The sequence below is a fragment of the Streptomyces agglomeratus genome (assembly GCF_001746415.1).
Lineage (GTDB): Bacteria > Actinomycetota > Actinomycetes > Streptomycetales > Streptomycetaceae > Streptomyces > Streptomyces agglomeratus.
Genome location: NZ_MEHJ01000001.1, coordinates 1,644,691 through 1,663,225 on the forward strand (window position 1 = coordinate 1,644,691; position 18,535 = coordinate 1,663,225).

At 70.1% G+C, this 18,535-nt stretch carries 16 protein-coding genes; 10 read left to right on the plus strand and 6 right to left on the minus strand.

All coding sequences use genetic code 11. From position 1 onward, the window contains the following. Positions 1–108 precede the first annotated feature (108 nt). Entirely contained in the window at positions 109–1,701 is a 1,593-nt protein-coding gene (locus AS594_RS06815) for an alpha/beta hydrolase (protein WP_069933280.1), read from the plus strand. Between the two features lie 94 nt (positions 1,702–1,795). Here AS594_RS06815 and AS594_RS06820 read toward each other — a convergent pair whose 3' ends face one another. Continuing rightward, positions 1,796–2,374 (minus strand): adenylosuccinate lyase, encoded by a 579-nt coding sequence (locus tag AS594_RS06820; protein WP_069926172.1) that lies wholly within the window; start codon positions 2,372–2,374, stop codon positions 1,796–1,798. Positions 2,375–2,709: 335 nt separating this feature from the next. Here AS594_RS06820 and AS594_RS06825 point away from each other — a divergent pair, with 335 nt between their 5' ends. From AS594_RS06825 to pssA, 9 genes are all read left to right on the plus strand, one after another. Continuing rightward, entirely contained in the window at positions 2,710–4,491 is a 1,782-nt protein-coding gene (locus AS594_RS06825) for a 3-hydroxyacyl-CoA dehydrogenase family protein (protein WP_069926173.1), read from the plus strand. 79 nt (positions 4,492–4,570) lie between these two features. Beyond that, positions 4,571–5,431: a TetR family transcriptional regulator gene (locus AS594_RS06830; protein WP_069933969.1), complete on the plus strand. Its 861-nt coding sequence runs from the start codon at positions 4,571–4,573 to the stop codon at positions 5,429–5,431. Positions 5,432–5,840: 409 nt separating this feature from the next. After that, entirely contained in the window at positions 5,841–7,178 is a 1,338-nt protein-coding gene (ccrA, locus tag AS594_RS06835) for a crotonyl-CoA carboxylase/reductase (protein ID WP_069926174.1), read from the plus strand. Continuing rightward, positions 7,178–9,190, plus strand: a complete 2,013-nt coding sequence (locus AS594_RS06840) for a protein meaA (RefSeq protein WP_069926175.1) — start codon at positions 7,178–7,180, stop codon at positions 9,188–9,190. Before ccrA ends, AS594_RS06840 begins: the two co-directional genes overlap by 1 nt. Beyond that, positions 9,187–10,161 carry an HpcH/HpaI aldolase/citrate lyase family protein gene (locus AS594_RS06845; RefSeq protein WP_069926176.1) on the plus strand — a complete coding sequence of 325 codons (975 nt, stop codon included), beginning with the start codon at positions 9,187–9,189 and terminating at the stop codon, positions 10,159–10,161. The genes AS594_RS06840 and AS594_RS06845 overlap by 4 nt, the downstream gene beginning before the upstream one ends. A gap of 2 nt (positions 10,162–10,163) precedes the next feature. Next, the gene (locus AS594_RS06850) at positions 10,164–10,676 is read left to right on the plus strand and encodes a MaoC family dehydratase (RefSeq protein ID WP_069926177.1); all 513 of its coding nucleotides are present in this window, start codon (positions 10,164–10,166) and stop codon (positions 10,674–10,676) included. Between the two features lie 2 nt (positions 10,677–10,678). Then, positions 10,679–11,884, plus strand: a complete 1,206-nt coding sequence (locus tag AS594_RS06855; RefSeq protein WP_069926178.1) for an acyl-CoA dehydrogenase family protein — start codon at positions 10,679–10,681, stop codon at positions 11,882–11,884. A 170-nt stretch (positions 11,885–12,054) separates the two neighbouring features. Then, positions 12,055–12,711 (plus strand): phosphatidylserine decarboxylase, encoded by a 657-nt coding sequence (locus tag AS594_RS06860; protein WP_069926179.1) that lies wholly within the window; start codon positions 12,055–12,057, stop codon positions 12,709–12,711. 22 nt (positions 12,712–12,733) lie between these two features. After that, entirely contained in the window at positions 12,734–13,552 is an 819-nt protein-coding gene (gene pssA / locus AS594_RS06865; protein ID WP_070344032.1) for a CDP-diacylglycerol--serine O-phosphatidyltransferase, read from the plus strand. Positions 13,553–13,643: 91 nt separating this feature from the next. Here pssA and AS594_RS06870 read toward each other — a convergent pair whose 3' ends face one another. Genes AS594_RS06870 through AS594_RS06890 form a run of 5 tightly spaced genes read right to left on the minus strand, consistent with a single transcriptional unit; the run spans position 13,644 to position 18,453 of the window. Continuing rightward, entirely contained in the window at positions 13,644–14,921 is a 1,278-nt protein-coding gene (locus AS594_RS06870; RefSeq protein ID WP_069926181.1) for an ABC transporter substrate-binding protein, read from the minus strand. Next, entirely contained in the window at positions 14,918–15,985 is a 1,068-nt protein-coding gene (locus AS594_RS06875) for a branched-chain amino acid ABC transporter permease (protein ID WP_069926182.1), read from the minus strand. Before AS594_RS06875 ends, AS594_RS06870 begins: the two co-directional genes overlap by 4 nt. Continuing rightward, entirely contained in the window at positions 15,978–16,868 is an 891-nt protein-coding gene (locus tag AS594_RS06880; protein WP_069926183.1) for a branched-chain amino acid ABC transporter permease, read from the minus strand. Before AS594_RS06880 ends, AS594_RS06875 begins: the two co-directional genes overlap by 8 nt. Next, positions 16,865–17,647 carry an ABC transporter ATP-binding protein gene (locus AS594_RS06885; protein WP_069926184.1) on the minus strand — a complete coding sequence of 261 codons (783 nt, stop codon included), beginning with the start codon at positions 17,645–17,647 and terminating at the stop codon, positions 16,865–16,867. The genes AS594_RS06880 and AS594_RS06885 overlap by 4 nt, the downstream gene beginning before the upstream one ends. Continuing rightward, positions 17,644–18,453 (minus strand): ABC transporter ATP-binding protein, encoded by an 810-nt coding sequence (locus tag AS594_RS06890; protein WP_069926185.1) that lies wholly within the window; start codon positions 18,451–18,453, stop codon positions 17,644–17,646. Before AS594_RS06890 ends, AS594_RS06885 begins: the two co-directional genes overlap by 4 nt. Positions 18,454–18,535: the final 82 nt, after the last annotated feature.

The window sequence follows — 18,535 nt, forward strand, 5'->3', positions numbered from 1 at the left end:
ACGACAGCCACAAAGCGGTCAGATCATCTTTTTCCGGGCTCCCTTCCGGCACGATGCGGCAGGGGCTGTGTCACTCACAGCCACGTTCCCCGCAGCACGGGAGGCCAAGTGAAGAAACGCGCAGGAGTTCTGATCGCCGCCGGAGTGACGATGGCCGCACTGGTCGCGACCGTACCGCCCGCCGTCTCGGCGGACGCCGGTGCCGCTCCCGGCCCGGACGCCGGGCGCACCGCGCTCGTGTGGAAGGGCTGCGGCACCAAGACCTACCCGAAGCTCCAGTGCGCGTCGGTCGAGGTGCCCCTGGACCACGTGGATCCGCGCGGCGAGAAGATCACCCTCGCCCTGTCGCGCATCCGGCACACCGCGAAGACCTTCCAGGGCCCCCTGCTCGTCAATCCGGGCGGTCCCGGCGGCAGTGGCCGGTCGCTGGCCGGTTTCGTCGCGGCGGCGCTGCCGGGGAAGGTGGCGGCGCAGTACGACGTCATCGGCTTCGACCCGCGCGGCGTGGGCGCCAGCGAACCGGCCCTGGACTGCCGTCCCGGGCACTTCGCGGCCGTGCGGCCGGATTCGGTGCCGCGCGACGAGCGGGACGAGCGGGCCGGCCTCGACCGGGCGCGGGCGTTCGCGAAGGCGTGCGGCGACAAGTACGGCGCCGTGCTGCCGCACATCGGCACCGTGAGCGCCGCCAGGGACCTGGACGTCGTCCGCCGGGCGCTCGGCGCGCGGCAGATCAGCTACTTCGGCTACTCGTACGGCACCTACCTCGGCGCCGTGTACGCCAAGCTCCACCCGCGGCGGGTGCGGCGGATCGTCCTCGACAGCGTCGTCGACCCGTCCGGTGCCTGGTACGCCAACAACCTCGCGCAGGACCACGCCTTCGACGCGCGGCACAAGGCGTTCGCCGCCTGGGTGGCGAAGCACGACCCGGTGTACCGGCTCGGCGGCGACCCGGCCGAGGTCGAGGCGAAGTGGTACGCGATGCGTGAGGCGGTGCGCCGGAGCCCGGCGGGCGGGAAGGTGGGCCCGGCCGAGCTGGAGGACACGTTCCTGCCCGGGGGGTACTTCAACGGCTACTGGCCGCACCTCGCCGAGGCGTTTGCGTCGTACGTGAACGAGAAGGACGCGGCCCCGCTGGTCGCGGCGTACAAGCAGTTCGGCGCGACGGACGCCGCCGGGCACAACGGGTACAGCGTCTACACGTCGGTGCAGTGCCGGGACGCGGCGTGGCCGCGCGACTGGGACACGTGGCGCGAGGACAACTGGGACGTGCACGAGAAGGCGCCGTTCTCGACCTGGAACAACGCCTGGTACAACGCGCCGTGCGCGTTCTGGCCGACCCCGTCGCTGACTCCGCCGGACGTCTCGAACGAGGAGCTGCCGCCCGCGCTCCTGTTCCAGGCGACGGAAGACGCGGCCACGCCGTACGACGGCGGCGTCGCCCTCCACCGGATGCTGTCCCGCTCGGCACTGGTCGTCGAGACGGGCGGCGGCAACCACGGCGTCACCCTGAGCGGAAACGCCTGCCTGGACCTGCACTTGGCGCACTACCTCGCGACGGGCGAGGTGCCGCGCCGGGCGGCCGGCGGCGACGCGGACGCGGTCTGCGACGCGCCGGCGGACCCGAAGCCGCTGCCGGCCGAGCGGGCGGCGGTCCCGTCGAGGGGCGGCACCCTGCACGGCCTGCTGGGCTTCCGGGGCTGACGCGGCCGGGAGCCGGGCGCCGGGGCCCGGCGTCCGGCTCCTCCACCGCCTACCCCGCGCGGGAGCACACCCCCCGAGGACTCCCCCGTACGCGTCAGGCGAGCCGGCCGAGGGCGGCGGAGGCGGCCGCGCCCAGGCGGGGGTGATCCAGCGCCGCCTCCAGCACCGGGCGCGCGCGGGGGTCCCGCAGCCTGCCCAGGCCCTCGACACAGGCGAGCGCCACGCGCCAGTGCGGGTTGTCCGGGGCTAGGAGGCCGCGCAGGGTGGTGATCAGCGCCGGTACGGTCTCGGGCGCCCGGAGCTCGGTGAGCAGCCGCACCGGGTGCAGTGCGTACGCCGTACGCAGTGCGTTGGTGGCGAGCGCGGCCGCCGCCCGGGCGGTCCGGGGATCCCGCAGCCGGGCCAGCGCGTACGCGGCGGATACGCACCGCTGCGGGTCCCGGTGGTTGAGGAGCAGCACCAGCGTCTCGAAGGCCCGCCGGTCCCCCGCGCACCCCAGGCGGAACGCTGCTATCTCACGGGCCCACAGGGGGCGTTCGGTCTCGGTGAGGACCCTCGCCAGTTCCTCCCGGTCCCCGGTGGCCAGCAGCCGCTCGTACGCCGCCGGACCGTCCGGCCCGGACCGTGCCTCGTCCCGTACCCGGTCGGCGAGCGACCGCAGCTCCTCGTCCATGCCCGCAAGCGTATGCAGCGCACACGCGTCCCAGATCACATCTCGCCAGGTCTGGCGCGCTCGTTACTCGCCGGTTACTCTCAAGCGAGCGGGTCACCCCCCGCTGAATGATCACCTCATGGCGGCCTGGTGACGCAGCCGCCGGAGTGTTTTGTCGGTTCGGTGTTTTCTTCCACGACGTGACCCCGGGACAGGGGCCGTCGGCCCCGCAGCTCGACCTGCCCGCGCTCCGAGCGCACCTTCCGCACGCAACTTCCTTACGCCCTACGCCCCGTGGCGTACCCCGGCGCGGTGCGTGTGCCCCTCAGTCGTCACTCATTCTCTGGAGTCCCGTGATGGACACCCCTCTCAGTACCGTCGCCGTGGTCGGTCTCGGCACCATGGGCACCGGCATCGCCGAGGTCCTGGCCCGCGCCGGCCGTGAAGTCATCGGCATCGACATCAGCGAAGAGGCCGCCCGGCTGGCCGTCGCCTCCCTGGAGACCTCCACCGCCCGTGCGGTGGAGCGCGGCCGGATCACCGACGAGGAGCGGCGCGACGCCCTCGCCCGGTTCCGTACCTTCTCGGACCTCCAGGCGGCCGCGGACGCCGATCTGGTGATCGAGGTCGTGCACGAGTCGTACGAGGCCAAGCAGCAGGTCATCCGCGCTCTCGACGCCGTCGTGCGGCCCACCACGGTGCTGGCGACCGGCACGAACGCGCTGTCCGTGACCCGGCTCGCGGCCGACTCCGCGCATCCCGAGCGCGTGCTCGGTATGCACTTCTTCAACCCGGCGCCCGCGATGAAGCTGGTCGAGATCGTCTCCTCGGTGCTCACCGCGCCGCAGGCCGTCGAGGCCGTCACCGCCCTCGCCCGCGACCTGGGCAAGGAGCCGGTCGCGGTCGGCGACCGGCCCGGTTTCGTCGCCGACGGCCTGCTCTTCGGCTACCTCAACCAGGCCGCTTCGATGTACGAGGCGAAGTACGCCTCCCGCGAGGACATCGACGCGGCGATGCGGCTGGGCTGCGGCCTGCCCATGGGTCCGCTCGCGCTGCTGGACCTGATCGGCATCGACACGGCCCGTACCGTCCTGGACGCCATGTACGCCGAGTCCCACGACCGGCTGCACGCCCCGGCGCCCATCCTGAAGCAGCTCAGCGAGGCCGGCCTCAGCGGCCGCAAGTCGGGCCGCGGCTTCTACACGTACGAGGCGCCCGGCAGCCAGACCGTGGTGCGCGACGCGCTCACGCCGCTGGAGTCGGCGACGGCCACCCCGGGCCGGCCGGTGCGGTCGGTCGGCGTCGCCGGGTCCGGGACCATGGCGTCCGGCATCGCGGAGGTCTTCGCGAAGGCCGGTTACGACGTGGTGCTCGCGGCCCGGAGCCAGGAGAAGGCGGACAAGGCGAAGGCCCGTATCGCCAAGTCCCTCGCCCGCTCGGTCGACAAGGGCAGGATGACGGCCGAGGCACGCGACGAGACGCTGGGCCGGGTCACTCCGACGGGCTCGCTCGACGCGTTCTCCGACGTCGACCTGGCGGTGGAGGCGGTCGCGGAGGACCTGGAGATCAAGCAGGAGCTCTTCGCCACGCTCGACAAGGTGTGCAAGCCGGGCGCCGTGCTCGCCACGACCACGTCCTCGCTGCCCGTCGTGGCCTGCGCCCGCGCGACCTCGCGCCCGCAGGACGTCATCGGGATGCACTTCTTCAACCCGGCGCCCGCGATGAAGCTGGTCGAGGTCGTCCGTACGGTCCTCACCTCGGACGCCGTCCACTCGACCGTCCGCGAGGTGTGCGTGAAGATCCGCAAGCACCCGGTGGACTGCGGCGACCGCGCCGGGTTCATCGTGAACGCGCTGCTCTTCCCGTACCTGAACAACGCGGTCAAGATGGTCGAGCAGCACTACGCGACGCTGAACGACATCGACGCCGCGATGAAGCTGGGCGGCGGCTACCCGATGGGCCCCTTCGAGCTCCTCGACGTGGTCGGCCTGGACGTCTCCCTCGCCATCCAGAAGGTTCTGCACGGCGAGTTCCGCGACCCGGGCCTGGCCCCCGCGCCGCTGCTCGAACACCTGGTGGCGGCGGGCTGCCTCGGCCGCAAGACGGGGCGCGGCTTCCGGGAGTATGCCGGGCGCTGAGCAGGAGGGTGTGACCGGATGGGGCGGGCTGCTGGAGCCGGACGGCAGCCCGCACCCACAGGCGCGCTCTCCTGCGCGGATGCAGTACGTTCGGGGCATGTCCCAGCCCGCTGACTCCCCCCGACGACCGTCCCGTACGAGCTCCCCCTCCGACATTCCCGAGACCGCCGCGGGCAGCCGGGCCGCCGCCCAGCGGCTCAAGATGCGCCGCGAGCTCTCGGCCGCCGCGATGGAGCTGTTCGCGACGAAGGGGTACGAGGCGACGACGGTCGACGAGATCGCCGCCGCGGGCGGGGTGGCCCGGCGGACCTTCTTCCGGCACTTCCGTTCCAAGGAAGAGGCGATCTTCCCGGACCACGACGACACGCTCGTACGCGCGGAGGCGGTCCTGAACGCCGCGCCCCCGCACGAGCACCCGCTGGACACGGTCTGCCGGGGCATCAAGGAAGTCATGCGGATGTACGCGGCGTCCCCGGCGGTCTCCGTGGCCCGCTACAAGCTCACCCGCGAGGTCCCGACGCTCCGCGAGGCCGAGATCGCCTCGGTGGCCCGCTACGAGCGGCTGTTCACGCGCTACCTGCTGGGCCACTTCGACGAGCACGACCACCACGACGACAACGACGACCCGCTGCTCGCGGAGGTGGCGGCGTCGGCCGTCGTCACGGCGCACAACCACGTCCTGCGGCGCTGGCTGCGGGCGGGCGGCCAGGGTGACGTGGAGGCGCAGCTGGACCACGCCTTCTCGATCGTCCGCGACACCTTCGGCACGGGGATAGGGGCGGGCCGCTCGACGGGCCAGGACCGCCGGAAGCCGGACGAGCAGTCCTCGGCGGCGGCCTCCGCCTCGGTGAACGGTGACGTACTGGTGGCGGTGGCGCGTACGGACGCTCCGCTGGACGAGGTCATGCGCACCATCGAACGGGCGCTCAAGCAGACCTAACGGCCGCGTTCGCGCCGGCCCCGCAGACGCCGTCCGCCCCCGGATTTCCGGGAGGCGGGCGGCGTCTTCGCGTGCTCTGATGAATCCAAATCGATCGATCATCGCTCACATGTGACGGCGGGTGACAAGTGAGAGAAATTGTTGGCACTCAGTGTCTTGTCACGTGGCACGGGGTGTCATACCTTGTCGTTGTCCGGGCGGCCGGCGTGCAGAGACCTCTCGTACGCCGGCTGTCCCCGCAAACCACGGTTTGCGCGCCCGGACGCCTGCGTCACAGGCAACCTCCCGCGCTACCCGCGCTGCCGAACACCCGCACCACCGCCGAACCGACGGCACACCTCCACAGCAGCACCCCGACGTTCCCCTCAAAGCGTTGTAGTCAGACAACGCGCTTCGCCGGAGGCACCCCGTGAAGGAAATCCTGGACGCGATCCAGTCGCAGGACAGCACCGCCGCAGACATCGCGGCCCTGTCCATCCCCGAGTCGTACCGCGCGGTGACCGTGCACAAGGACGAGGCCGAGATGTTCGCCGGCGTCGCCAGCCGGGACAAGGACCCCCGCAAGTCCCTCCACGTCGAGGACGTGCCGGTGCCCGAGCTCGGGCCGGGCGAGGCCCTGGTCGCGGTCATGGCCAGCTCGGTCAACTACAACTCCGTCTGGACCTCGATCTTCGAGCCGGTCTCGACCTTCGGCTTCCTGGAGCGGTACGGCAAGCTCAGCGACCTCAGCAAGCGCCACGACCTCCCGTACCACGTCATCGGCTCCGACCTCGCGGGCGTCGTCCTGCGCACCGGCCCCGGCGTGAACGCCTGGAAGCCCGGCGACGAGGTCGTCGCGCACTGCCTGTCCGTCGAGCTGGAGTCCTCCGACGGCCACAACGACACGATGCTCGACCCCGAGCAGCGCATCTGGGGCTTCGAGACCAACTTCGGCGGCCTGGCGGAGATCGCACTCGTCAAGTCCAACCAGCTGATGCCCAAGCCCGACCACCTCAGCTGGGAGGAGGCGGCGGCCCCCGGCCTGGTCAACTCGACGGCGTACCGCCAGCTCGTCTCGCGCAACGGCGCCGGCATGAAGCAGGGCGACAACGTGCTGATCTGGGGCGCGAGCGGCGGACTCGGTTCGTACGCCACCCAGTTCGCGCTGGCCGGCGGCGCCAACCCGATCTGTGTCGTGTCCAGCGACCAGAAGGCGGACATCTGCCGTTCGATGGGCGCCGAGGCGATCATCGACCGCAACGCCGAGGGCTACAAGTTCTGGAAGGACGAGCACACCCAGGACCCCAAGGAGTGGAAGCGCTTCGGCAAGCGCATCCGGGATCTGACGGGCGGCGAGGACATCGACATCGTCTTCGAGCACCCGGGCCGCGAGACCTTCGGCGCGTCCGTGTACGTCACCCGCAAGGGCGGCACGATCACCACCTGCGCCTCGACCTCGGGCTACATGCACGAGTACGACAACCGCTACCTGTGGATGTCGCTGAAGCGCATCATCGGCTCGCACTTCGCCAACTACCGCGAGGCGTGGGAGGCCAACCGCCTCATCTCCAAGGGCAAGATCCACCCGACGCTGTCGAAGGTGTACTCGCTGGAGGACACCGGCCAGGCCGCGTACGACGTCCACCGCAACCTGCACCAGGGCAAGGTCGGCGTGCTGGCACTGGCACCGCGCGAGGGTCTCGGTGTCCGTAACCACGAACTGCGCGAGCAGCACATCGACGCCATCAACCGCTTCCGGAACATCTGATGGGCGAGCGTCGGAAGGACCGGCCCTGGCTCATGCGGACGTACGCCGGTCACTCGACCGCCGAGGCGTCCAACGAGCTGTACCGCAACAACCTCGCCAAGGGCCAGACCGGCCTGTCGGTCGCGTTCGACCTTCCGACGCAGACCGGCTACGACCCCGACCACATCCTCGCCCGCGGCGAGGTCGGCCGGGTCGGGGTCCCGGTCTCCCATCTCGGTGACATGCGGCGCCTGTTCCAGGACATCCCCCTGGAGCAGATGAACACCTCGATGACCATCAACGCCACCGCCATGTGGCTGCTGGCGATGTATCAGGTGGTCGCGGAGGAGCAGGGCGCCGACATCACCAAGCTCCAGGGGACGACGCAGAACGACATCGTCAAGGAGTACCTGTCGCGCGGGACTCACGTCTTCCCGCCGGTGCCCAGCCTGCGCCTGACGACGGACATGATCACCTACACGGTGAACCACATCCCCAAGTGGAACCCGATCAACATCTGTAGCTACCACCTCCAGGAGGCCGGCGCCACGCCCGTCCAGGAGATCGCGTACGCCATGAGCACGGCGATAGCCGTCCTCGACGCCGTACGGGACAGCGGACAGGTGCCGCCGGAGAAGTTCGGGGACGTGGTCGCCCGTATCTCCTTCTTCGTGAACGCGGGCGTCCGCTTCGTCGAGGAGATGTGCAAGATGCGCGCCTTCGGCCGCATCTGGGACAAGGTCACCCGCGAGCGCTACGGCATCGAGAACGAGAAGCAGCGCCGCTTCCGCTACGGCGTGCAGGTCAACTCGCTGGGCCTCACCGAGGCGCAGCCGGAGAACAACGTCCAGCGCATCGTCCTGGAGATGCTGGCCGTCACCCTCTCCAAGGACGCCCGCGCCCGCGCCGTGCAGCTCCCCGCCTGGAACGAGGCGCTGGGCCTGCCCCGCCCCTGGGACCAGCAGTGGTCGCTGCGCATCCAGCAGGTGCTCGCGCTGGAGAGCGACCTGCTGGAGTACGAGGACATCTTCGCGGGGTCGCACGTCATCGAGGCCAAGGTGGAGGCGCTGATCGCCGAGTCCTTCGCCGAGATGGACCGCATCGCGGAGATGGGCGGCGCGATGACCGCCGTCGAGTCCGGCTACCTCAAGTCGCAGCTCGTCTCCTCGCACGCGGAGCGCCGCGCCCGCATCGAGTCGGGCGAGGAGAAGATCGTCGGCGTCAACTGCTACGAGTCGACCGCGCCCAGCCCGCTCACCGCGGACCTGGACGGCGCGATCATGACGGTCGACCCGGCCAACGAGGCCCGCGTCGTCGCCAAGCTCCACGAGTGGCGCGACAACCGCGACGACGCCCGCGCCTCCGAGGCCCTGGCGGCCCTCAAGAAGGCCGCCGCGGGCACCGAGAACCTGATGGCCGCCACCGTCGAGTGCGCCCGCGCGGGCGTCACCACCGGCGAGTGGTCGTGGGCCCTGCGCGACGTCTTCGGCGAGTTCCGCGCGCCGACGGGTGTGAGCAGCGCTCCGGTCGCCGTCACCGCGGAGGCGGGCACCCCGCTCGCCGTCGTACGGGAGAAGGTGGCCCGTACGGCCGAGGCCCTCGGCTCGGGGCGGCTGCGGCTGCTGGTCGGCAAGCCCGGCCTGGACGGGCACTCCAACGGCGCCGAGCAGATCGCCGTACGGGCCCGCGACGCGGGCTTCGAGGTGGTCTACCAGGGCATCCGGCTGACGCCCGAGCAGATCGTGAGCGCCGCCCTCGCGGAGGACGTGCACTGCGTCGGTCTTTCCATCCTGTCCGGCTCGCACGCCGAGCTGGTGCCGGACGTTCTCGTACGGCTGCGCGAGGCCGGCGCGGCCGACATTCCGGTGATCGCGGGCGGAATCATCCCCCCGGCGGACGCCGAGCAACTGCGGGCTGCCGGAGTGGCCGCAGTTTTTACCCCTAAGGACTTCGGCATCACGGAGATCATCGGCCGTATCGTCGACGAGATCCGGAAAGCGAACAAGCTCGACCCTCTGGAGGTCTCCGCATGACCACGCCCACGCCTGCCGTCAACCGGCTGCGCCCGCGCCGCTCCTGCCTCGCCGTACCCGGCTCGAACCCGCGCTTCCTGGAGAAGGCCCAGGGCCTGCCGGCCGACCAGGTCTTCCTGGACCTGGAGGACGCCTGCGCGCCGCTCGCCAAGCCCGAGGCCCGGCACACCATCGTGAAGTTCCTCAACGAGGGTGACTGGACGGGCAAGACCAGGGCCGTGCGCGTCAACGACTGGACCACCGAGTGGACGTACCGCGATGTCGTCACGGTGGTCGAGGGCGCGGGCCAGAACCTCGACTGCATCATGCTGCCGAAGGTCCAGGACGCGCAGCAGGTCGTGGCGCTGGACCTGCTGCTGACGCAGATCGAGAAGACGATGGGCTTCGAGGTCGGCAAGATCGGCATCGAGGCGCAGATCGAGAACGCCAAGGGCCTGGTCAACGTCGACGCGATCGCGGCCGCCTCGCAGCGCGTCGAGACGATCATCTTCGGCCCGGCCGACTTCATGGCGTCGATCAACATGAAGTCGCTGGTCGTGGGCGAGCAGCCGCCCGGCTACCCGGCGGACGCCTACCACTACATCCTGATGCGCATCCTGATGGCGGCCCGTACGCACGACCTCCAGGCCATCGACGGCCCCTACCTCCAGATCCGCAACCAGGAGGGCTACCGCGCGGTCGCGCAGCGGGCCGCCGCCCTCGGCTTCGACGGCAAGTGGGTGCTGCACCCGGACCAGGTCGCCGCCGCGAACGAGATCTTCTCGCCGTCCCAGGAGGACTTCGACCACGCCGAGCTGATCCTGGACGCGTACGACTACTACACCTCCGAGGCGGGCGGCAAGAAGGGCTCCGCGATGCTCGGTGACGAGATGATCGACGAGGCGAGCCGCAAGATGGCGCTGGTGATCTCCGGCAAGGGACGCGCGGCCGGCATGCGGCGCACCTCGAAGTTCGAAGCTCCGGAGGCCTGATCATGCAGTTCGGACGCACTTACGAGGAGTTCGAGGTCGGCGCGGTCTACAAGCACTGGCCCGGAAAGACGGTCACGGAGTACGACGACCACCTCTTCTGCCTGCTGACCATGAACCACCACCCGCTGCACATGGACAGCAACTACGCCGAGAAGACGACCGACTTCGGCAAGAACGTCGTCGTCGGCAACTACATCTACTCGCTGCTGCTCGGCATGTCGGTCCCGGACGTGTCCGGGAAGGCCATCGCCAACCTGGAGGTCGAGTCGCTCAAGCACATCGCGCCGACCTTCCACGGCGACACGATCTACGGCGAGACGACCGTCCTCGACAAGACGCCGTCGAAGTCCAAGAGCGACCGGGGCATCGTCTACGTCGAGACGAAGGGCTACAAGCAGGACGGCACCGTCGTCTGCGTGTTCCGGCGCAAGGTGATGGTCCCGACCGAGACGTACATCAAGGAGCGCGGCGGCGAGCAGCCCGGCCGCCCGGAGCCGAAGGTGCAGGGGAAGTAATCATGGCCCGTCTCGCCCAGACCGCCGGTCTGACCGACATCCAGCAGGAGATCCTGGCCACGGTCAGGAACTTCGTCGACAAGGAGATCATTCCTGTCGCGACCGAGCTCGAGCACCGTGACGAGTACCCGACGGAGATCGTCGAGGGCCTCAAGGAGCTCGGACTCTTCGGGCTGATGATCCCCGAGGAGTACGGCGGCCTGGGTGAGTCCCTTCTCACGTACGCGCTGTGCGTCGAGGAGATAGCTCGTGGCTGGATGAGCGTCTCCGGGATCATCAACACCCACTTCATCGTGGCGTACATGCTCAAGCAGCACGGCACCCAGGAGCAGAAGGACACGTTCCTGCCGCGCATGGCGCTGGGCGAGGTCCGGGGCGCGTTCTCGATGTCGGAGCCGGCGCTCGGCTCGGACGTGTCGGCGATCACGTCGAAGGGCGTGAAGGACGGCGACGAGTACGTCCTCAACGGCCAGAAGATGTGGCTGACGAACGGCGGCTCGTCCACGCTCGTCGCCGTCCTGTGCCGCAGTGACGAGGGTCTCCCCGAGGGCACGGCCCCGCACAAGCAGATGACGACCTTCCTGGTGGAGAAGGAGCCCGGCTTCGGCGAGGTGCGTCCGGGGCTGACGATCCCCGGGAAGATCGACAAGATGGGTTACAAGGGCGTCGACACCACCGAACTGATCATGGACGGCCTGCGCATTCCGGCCAATCGTGTACTCGGTGGGACAACCGGCCGAGGATTTTACCAAATGATGGACGGCGTCGAGGTCGGCCGCGTCAATGTGGCGGCGCGTGGTTGCGGTGTGGCGCAGCGTGCGTTCGAACTGGGTGTCTCGTATGCCCAGCAACGTCATACTTTCGGAAAGCCGATCGCTCAGCATCAGGCCATTCAGTTCAAGCTGGCCGACATGGCTACCAAGGTCGAGGCCGCCCATGCGATGATGGTGAACGCAGCGCGCAAAAAGGACTCCGGGGAACGAAACGACCTAGAGGCAGGGATGGCGAAGTACCTCGCCTCCGAATACTGCAAGGAGGTCGTCGAGGACGCCTTCCGTATCCATGGCGGCTACGGGTTCTCGAAGGAGTACGAGATCGAGCGTCTCTACCGTGAGGCGCCGATGCTGCTCATCGGTGAAGGTACCGCCGAGATCCAGAAAATGATCATTGGTCGGCGACTCCTCGAAGAGTACCGGTTCCAGGGCTGATTGCCCTTTTCGTGGGGAAATGACCGCGAAAAAGATCACACCCTGTTATCGGCTTCAGGCCGTCGACTCGGCTTCTGGCTTGCCCAGTTGCGCCCCGCAACCGCTACCATCGCCGATAAGCCGCCGTCCCCCTGTTGCCAGCGCGGCATCATCCGCTACGAAGGTCATCCATGCCCCACAGCCAAACCTCTGCACCACGCGACGGCCTCCTCAAGGGACGCCTTGCTCGCGGAGCATCGCCGTGGCTTCTGCCGACCGTCGCCACCGCGGCGATCAGCCTCGCCCGGGCCCGCAAGTCCGGCCGCTGGGCTGCCGTCGCCGTGCCCACCACCGCGCTCGCGGCGGGCATGCTGTGGTTCTTCCGCGACCCCGAGCGCGAGATCACTCAGGGCCGGGTCATCTCCCCGGCCGACGGAGTGGTGCAGAGCATCATGCCGTGGAAGGACGGACGTACCCGCGTCGCGATCTTCATGAGCCCGCTGAACGTCCACGTCAACCGTGCCCCCCTCGCGGGCACGGTGACGTCGGTCGAGCACATCCCCGGCGGGTTCGTACCGGCGTTCAACAAGGAGAGCGAGAACAACGAGCGCGTTGTCTGGCACTTCGACACCGAGCTCGGTGACATCGAGATGATCCAGATCGCCGGCGCCGTGGCGCGCCGCATCGTCCCATACGTCCCCCAGGGCACGAAGGTCGAGCAGGGCGAGCGCATCGGACTGATCCGCTTCGGCTCGCGCGTCGACATCTACCTCCCCGAGGGTGTCGAGGTCGATGTCGAGGTCGGTCAGGTCACCACCGCGGGGGTGACTCGAATTGACCGTGACTGATCCGGAGACACAGGCCGGCTGGGTGCCCGAGGCCGAGGAAGAGACCGACGCCGAGGACATGCCGCTCTCTCTGCGGCTGTCAATAGCGGACACGCTCACCCTCGGCAACGCGACGTGCGGATTCATGGCGGTGTACTTCACCACCACCGGAATCCTCATCCCGCACCTCCAGGGCAGCCAGGAGACCGGCATGGCGCGGCACAGCGCCGCGACCGCCGTGATCCTGATGCTCCTCGCGGCGATCTTCGACCTCTGCGACGGGCTGGTGGCGCGCAAGCTCCGCAGCTCGCCCATGGGCGCGGAGCTGGACAACCTCTCCGACCTGATCAGCTTCGGCCTCGCCCCGGCCTACTTCGTGCTCGTGTACGGAATGGTCGCGGACGACGCCCACCAGCGGGTTTCCGCGCTGGCGGCGATCGTGGTCCTGCTGGCGGTGGTCCTGCGACTCGCCAGATTCTCCTGTGTGACGCTGAAGGACGGCATGTTCCAGGGCATGCCGAGCCCCTTCGGCGCGCTGACGGTGGTCTCGATCGTGCTGCTGGAGCTGCCCTTCATCCCCACGCTGCTCGCCATCATCGGCGTCGCGTGGCTGATGGTCAGCCGGGTCGAGTACCCGAAACCGCGGGGTGTCCTCGCGGTGGCCATGCTCGCCTGGATCGTGGGCGCGATGGGGCTGCTGGCGGCCTGGGCGTTCGACGCCCCCGGCGGCCAGGTGCTGCTCGCGACCGGCTGTGCGCTCCAGGTCGTCATGGGCGCGGTCATCCCGCTCTTCGCGACGGCGCGGCGCGTGAACACGTTCCGCGACAACCGGCGCGAGGCGCGTGCGGCGCAGCTGCCGTAGGCGTCCCGGCGTACGTACGACCGAGGGCCCCGGGGTACATCCCCGGGGCCCTCGGTCGTTTCCTGGTGTGCGGCCCGTCAGCGGGCCGCTGTCAGCCGCCCACGGTGAAGCTCTCGGCGGCCTGCGACATCTTCGCCTCGCGCACCACCTTCATGCCGCCGGTGGCGTTCTTGTCCGGCCGCAGGATGACCGTCTCGCGCGAGGACGGCGCCTTCGGGTCGGTGAAGTCGTGCGTGGTGCCGAAGCCCGAGTCGTACGCGTTGATGGTCAGCAGGGCCTTGCCGACGCCCTCCCGCGTCAGGTCCTTCGACGTACACGCCTTCTTCAGCGCCTCACCGAAGACCGAGGCGGCCGTCCAGCCGGCCACCACGCCGTTGTCGAGCGCCGCGGAGGGGTACGCCGCCTTGTAGGCGGCGACGAGCTTCTTCGCGTCGGCCGAGTCCGTGCCGATGGGCTGCGTGGGCGAGGCCACGTAGTAGTTCTTCGTCAGCGCGGGTCCGGCCTGGGTGGCGAGCAGCTGCGGCGAGAACGCCGAGTTGTTGCCGATGACCGGCGCCTGGAGCTTGACCGCCGCCGCGACACCGACGAACGAGGCCGCCTGGCGCGGTCCCGCACTGATGACGACGCCCTTGACCCCGGCCTTCTTGAGCGCGGCGACCTGCGCGGTCATGTCGTTGTCGGTCGGCTTGATCTTCTGCTCGACGACCGTGAGCCCGGCCTTCTCCGCGGCGTACTTGGCTCCGGCCAGGGCGTTCTCGCCGTAGTCGCCCTCGAAGTACACGTGGCCGATCTTGTCGCCCTTCTTGAGGCCCTTGTCCTTCAGCAGGAAGTCGACGGCGTTGATCGTCTCCACGTCGTACGTGTTGCCTATGACGCGGATGTACGGGCTGCCCAGCAGGGACGCGGACCACGCCTGCGGGATCACGAGGCCCTTGTCCTGGCCGTCGACGCGCTGCTTGACGGCCGCGACGAACGGCGAGCCGATGAACTGGGCGAAGCCGAGGACCTGCGGCGACAGCTCGGTGTAGCCGGAGACTGCCTTCTGCGGGTCGTAGCCGTGGTCGCGCACCATCAGTTCGATCTTCCGGCCGCAGATGCCGCCGTCGGCGTTGGTCTGCTTCACGTACAGCTGCTGGGCCTGGGTGACGCTCTTGCCGAGCGACGCGTAGACACCGGTCATGTCGGTCAGCACGCCGAGCTTGATCGTCTTGTCTGTGACGCCCTGGCCGGTCTTGACGCCGCCGGCGTCCGGCTTGCCTTCGCTCTTGCCGCTGTCCTTGGCCTTGGAGCTGCATCCGGCCGCCGTGAGCGCGAGCAGGGCCGCGAGGGCGGCGGCGGTGGTTCTGGTGACCTGATGACGGGTGGTCATGGTGACTCCTCTGAGGTTGTTGTCCTGCGACGCCGGAAGACCGGCCGCACCAGGCCGCCCGGCAGGAAGAGCACCACCGCGACAACGGCGGCGCCGTAGAGGTACCGGGACGCCTCACCCGGTGCGACCCCGCCCGTACCGGGGGCGGAGACGAGGGGCAGGGCGTCGCTGTACCGGGTGAGGAGCTGGGGCAGCAGGGAGACGAAGACGGCTCCCACCACCGCTCCCGCGACCGAGCCGAGACCGCCGATGACGATCATGGCGAGGTATTCGAGGGACAGGATCATGCCGAAGTACTCCGGCACGGTCCGCTGGAAGACGAGCGCGAGCAGGACGCCCGCCAGGCCCGCGTACATGGAGGACAGGACGAACACCCCGGCCCGGTAGCGTGCCACCGGGACCCCCATGACCCCCGCTGCGATGCGGTGGTCGCGGATGGCGTTCATGGCCCGTCCGGGGCGCCCGCGCAGCACGCCGCGGGCGAAGAGCGCGCAGCCGGCGAGGGCGAGCAGGGCGACGTACCAGAGCTTCTCGGCGCTGCCGAAGGGCACGGCGGCCACCAGGAGCTCGGATTCGTCGAAGGTGATGCCGAAGAGGCTGAGCGGGGGGACGTCGCGGCCGTTGAAGCCGCCGGTCAGGCCGTGGGCGTTGAAGAGCACGTGCTGGCCGATGAAGATCAGCGCGAGGGTGGCGATGCCGAGGTACGCGCCCTGGAGGCGCCCGGCGATGGGGCTGAAGAGGCCGCCGGCGACCCCGGCGAGCGCCACGGCCAGTACGGCCGCGAGCCAGCTGGGGAGGTTCAGGCCGGTGAGCGTGCCGGTGGAGTCCCCGGCGAAGACGCAGTAGCCGTACGCCCCGACGGCGAGGAAGAAGGCGTGGCCCATGGAGAGCTGGCCGGTCGAGCCGGTCAGCAGGTTGAGGCCGATGGCGCCGATGGCGGCGGCCATCGCGAAGAGTCCGGCCTGGAGCCAGAAGCGGTCGAGGTAGAAGGGCAGCGCGAGGAGCAGGACCGCTCCGGCGGTCCACAGCGCCGGGCGGCGCAGCCGCTTGATCGGATCAGACACGGGCCAGCTCCTTCGTACCGAAGAGGCCGGCCGGGCGGACCAGCAGGACGGCGACCATCACGAGGTACGGCGCCAGGTCGCCGATGCCGCGGCCGAGGAAGGTCAGATCGCTCTGGTAGCCGGTGGCGAGCGACTCGGTGATGCCGACGAGGAAGCCGCCGACGAGCGCGCCGGTGGTGGAGTCGAGCCCGCCGAGGATCGCGGCGGGAAACGCCTTCATCGCGGCGAGCGAGGTGGAGCGTTCGAGTCCCGGGGTCGGGAAGACGGTCAGGAAGAGCGCGGCGACGGCGGCGAGTCCGCCCGCCACCGCCCAGGCGCCGAGCGAGACCCGGCCCAGGCGTACGCCCATCAGTGCGGCGGTCTCGGAGTTCTCGGCGGCGGCGCGCATGGCCACGCCCCAGGAGGTGAAGCGGAAGGCGAGCAGGAAGACCGTGATGAGCAGGCCCGCGGCGACGAACGCGGCGATCCGGGTGTGTGCCACGGTCACGCCGCCGAACGTGAGCACCGAGTCACCCCAGGGGTCGCCCAGGGCGAGCACGTCGGTGCCGATGCGCCGGGTGAGTTCGGTGGTCAGGAGGATGTCGACGCCGATGGTGACGATGGCCAGCACGCTGTGGTTGGAGCCCCGGTAGCGGCGCATCACGAGGAACTCGACCCCGGCGCCTACGGCGGCGGCGCCGCCGATCCCGGCGAGCAGGGCGAGCCAGAAGCCGATGTCGTCGTGCAGTACGGCGGTGACGTAACCGCCGGCGAGCAGCAGTGAGGCGTGGGCGAAGTTGACGACCTCGGTGGCGCGGAAGATCACCACGAAGCCGAGGGCGATCAGGGCGTAGACGGAACCGATCGAGATCCCGTTGAGGAGCAGCTCGGCGAAGGTGGTCATGAGGTGGCCTCCTCTCCCAGGTAGGCGCGGACGACGGCGGGGTCGGACTGGACGGACGCGGGCGTCCCGTCGGCGATCAGGCGCCCGAAGTCGAGGACGGTCACGGAGTCGGCGAGCCGCATCACCACCCCCATGTCGTGCTCGACGAGCACGACGGAGATGCCGAGGCTGTCCCGTACGCCCGCGACGATGGCGGCGGTGTCCCGGCGCTCGCCGGCGGTCATCCCGGCGACCGGCTCGTCGAGGAGCAGCAGTTTCGGCTCCATGCACAGGGCGCGGGCCAGTTCGGCGAGCTTCTGCTGTCCGTACGGCAGGGCGCCGGCGGGCCGGGCGAGCTGGTCCTCCAGGCCGACGAACGCGGCGATCTCCCGTACGCGTTCGCGGTGCCTCGCCTCCTCCCGTACGGCGGACGGCAGTTTCAGCCCCGCCGCGACGAAGCCCGTGCGGGTGAGCCGGTGGCGGCCGAGCATCAGGCTGTCCTCGACGGTGGCGCCGGGCGGCAGGGCGAGGTTCTGGAAGGTCCTGGCGATGCCGAGGTCCGCGATGCGGTGGGGCGGCAGGCCGGTCAGCTCCTCACCGCCGAAGCGGACGCTGCCGGAGGTGGCCCGGTACACGCCCGAAAGGACGTTGAAGCAGGTGGACTTGCCGGCGCCGTTGGGTCCGATGACGGCGTGGACGGTCGCGGGCCGTACGGTGAAGCCGACCGCGTCCAGTGCGGTCAGGCCGGCGAACCGTACCGTCAGGTCCCGCACTTCGAGGGTCGCGTCGCCGGTGGTCATCGGCCCTCCCAGACGCTGAGGGTGCGGTGGGCCGTGACGGCCGCGGAGGCGTCGGCCGCGGCCTCCTCGTCGACGACGCCGAGGTAGCGGCGGCGTACCTCGTCGGAGGCGGCGAGCTCGTCGGCGGGACCGGAGAGCACGACCTCGCCGACGTCGAGGACGTACGCGTGCGAGGCGAGTCGCAGGGCGATGGCGGCGTTCTGCTCGACGAGCAGTACGGCCGTGCCCTGCGCGTTGATCTCGGTGATCGTCTCGGCGATCCGCTGCGCCATCAGCGGGGCGAGCCCGAGCGACGGCTCGTCCAGCAGGAGCATCCTGGGTCCGGCCATCAGGGCCCTGGCGACGGCGAGCATCTGCTGCTCGCCGCCGGAGAGCAGGCCGGCGCGCTGTCCGGCGCGTTCGGCCAGTACCGGGAACAGTTCGTGGACCCGCCGCAGGGCGGCGGTCTGGGCGGCGCGGTTGCCGGTGGCACCGAGCGCCCCGGCGCGCAGGTTGTCGGCGACGGTCATCCGCGCGAACACCTGGCGCCCTTCGGGCACCTGGCACAGCCCGGCGGCCACCACCCGGTCGGGTGTAAGGCCGGTCAGCGGCAGGCCGCCGAGGGCGACGCTGCCCCCGGTGACCGCTCCGCCGTGGAACGACAGTGTGCGCGAGATGGCCCGCAGGAGCGTGGACTTGCCCGCTCCGTTGCTGCCCAGTACGGCGACCACGGCCCCCTCGGGCAGCGTCAGCGACACGTGCCGCAGCGCCCGTACGGGTCCGTATCCCGCCGACAGATCCCGTATTTCCAATGCGGCGCCAGCCATGGCACCCCTTCCTCGGGCCGTTCGGTGGCGCTCACCTCAACACCGGCGGGGCACGCGCGTCCACGGGTGGCGGCAGAACCGC

Bases quoted from the DNA above. Each gene is read 5' to 3' on its own strand.
- AS594_RS06820 (WP_069926172.1), bottom strand. From the start codon at position 2,374: ATGGACGAGGAGCTGCGGTCGCTCGCCGACCGGGTACGGGACGAGGCA.
- AS594_RS06825 (WP_069926173.1), top strand. From the start codon at position 2,710: ATGGACACCCCTCTCAGTACCGTCGCCGTGGTCGGTCTCGGCACCATG.
- AS594_RS06830 (WP_069933969.1), top strand. From the start codon at position 4,571: ATGCAGTACGTTCGGGGCATGTCCCAGCCCGCTGACTCCCCCCGACGA.
- AS594_RS06840 (WP_069926175.1), top strand. From the start codon at position 7,178: ATGGGCGAGCGTCGGAAGGACCGGCCCTGGCTCATGCGGACGTACGCC.
- AS594_RS06845 (WP_069926176.1), top strand. From the start codon at position 9,187: ATGACCACGCCCACGCCTGCCGTCAACCGGCTGCGCCCGCGCCGCTCC.
- AS594_RS06850 (WP_069926177.1), top strand. From the start codon at position 10,164: ATGCAGTTCGGACGCACTTACGAGGAGTTCGAGGTCGGCGCGGTCTAC.
- AS594_RS06855 (WP_069926178.1), top strand. From the start codon at position 10,679: ATGGCCCGTCTCGCCCAGACCGCCGGTCTGACCGACATCCAGCAGGAG.
- AS594_RS06860 (WP_069926179.1), top strand. From the start codon at position 12,055: ATGCCCCACAGCCAAACCTCTGCACCACGCGACGGCCTCCTCAAGGGA.
- AS594_RS06870 (WP_069926181.1), bottom strand. From the start codon at position 14,921: ATGACCACCCGTCATCAGGTCACCAGAACCACCGCCGCCGCCCTCGCG.
- AS594_RS06880 (WP_069926183.1), bottom strand. From the start codon at position 16,868: ATGACCACCTTCGCCGAGCTGCTCCTCAACGGGATCTCGATCGGTTCC.
- AS594_RS06885 (WP_069926184.1), bottom strand. From the start codon at position 17,647: ATGACCACCGGCGACGCGACCCTCGAAGTGCGGGACCTGACGGTACGG.
- AS594_RS06890 (WP_069926185.1), bottom strand. From the start codon at position 18,453: ATGGCTGGCGCCGCATTGGAAATACGGGATCTGTCGGCGGGATACGGA.